Annotated in this window: 1 protein-coding gene; it reads right to left on the minus strand. The window is 44.3% G+C overall.

Features of this window, described 5'->3' with window-relative positions; all coding sequences use genetic code 11:
• Positions 1 to 1072: HD domain-containing phosphohydrolase (locus ACQEXT_RS21180; RefSeq protein WP_426953442.1), on the minus strand; the 1072-nt coding region annotated here is incomplete at its 3' end.
• Positions 1073 to 1163: the final 91 nt, after the last annotated feature.

Raw genomic sequence — 1163 nt, forward strand, 5'->3', positions numbered from 1 at the left:
ATCTTAACAACGAGTCGACGACATAAGGGTCGTAAAGGGTATTTCTTCCTGCAACCAGCGTATCAATCGCACGCTGAGCCCCCAGTGCTTTGCGATAAGGTCTGTCACTCGCCATCGCATCAAACGTGTCCGCAACGGCTATGATTCGAGCCTCCATGACGATCTGTGATCCTTTGAGGCCATTGGGATATCCGGAGCCATCTAGCCTTTCATGGTGCTGTTCGATCATCTTTAAGATAGGCCAGGGAAATGAGACGTGACTAAATATACTCGAACCAATTTGGGCGTGGTTTTGCAACAGGGCCGTTTCAGCGGGCATTAACTTTCCTGCCTTGTTGAGTATTTGAGATGGGATAGCAATTTTGCCGATATCATGCACTAATGCGCCAATCACGAGTCCTTCCCTTTGTTGTTCCTCAAGCGATAGATCAGTGGCGATGAGTGAACAAATGTAGGCTACGTTTCGTTGGTGTGACGAGGTATATTCGTCTCGAATCTCCAACGCCCTTGAAATTGCACCAAGCATATCGGTCATGATTTTGTAAGAGGAGTGAGATTCGAATACCTGTTGGTTTGACAAGCTTGATGATTCAATCTGTTGAGTCTTGAGCCGTATTTTAGGCCATAACCCGTTGATCCAAAGATGAAATTCGTTAACAAATACTTCTTGATAGGGAAACGAAGCGTTGCCAATCCCGACCACCGCGACGACCTCTTCATCAAGTAAAATCGGCAGACTGAAGTGATGAACCAGTTGAATATGTCCTTCCGGTAGAGAATCTGGAGAGCTGTAGTTGGCGTGATAGTCATTATGGATAACAGGTTTTATCATTCGTATGCTATCTGCCCATATGCCTGCGGCGGAAAGAGGGTAATGTGTTTCATGGCTGAAATGGCACCCTTCTAGCACGCTACTAGACCAAACATTAAGGGAGATTTCCTCTGTCCCTGAGTTAAAGAAATGCAGATAACCTATCTCCGACTTGGCTCTTACAACCAAAAAGTCGATCAAATCACGATAGAAGTCGTGACTTGTTAAGTATTCGCGGTTAAGCAACAAGTTTATATCCATAAGCACACACTATTACCAAGTTTCATTTCTAGTATAGGTCATAAGTTGAGTGAAAACTGTTGTTTAGAGTATTAGCGGTTGAGATTTATAA

The organism is Vibrio sp. TRT 29B02 (genome assembly GCF_050113655.1).
Taxonomy (GTDB): Bacteria; Pseudomonadota; Gammaproteobacteria; order Enterobacterales; family Vibrionaceae; genus Vibrio.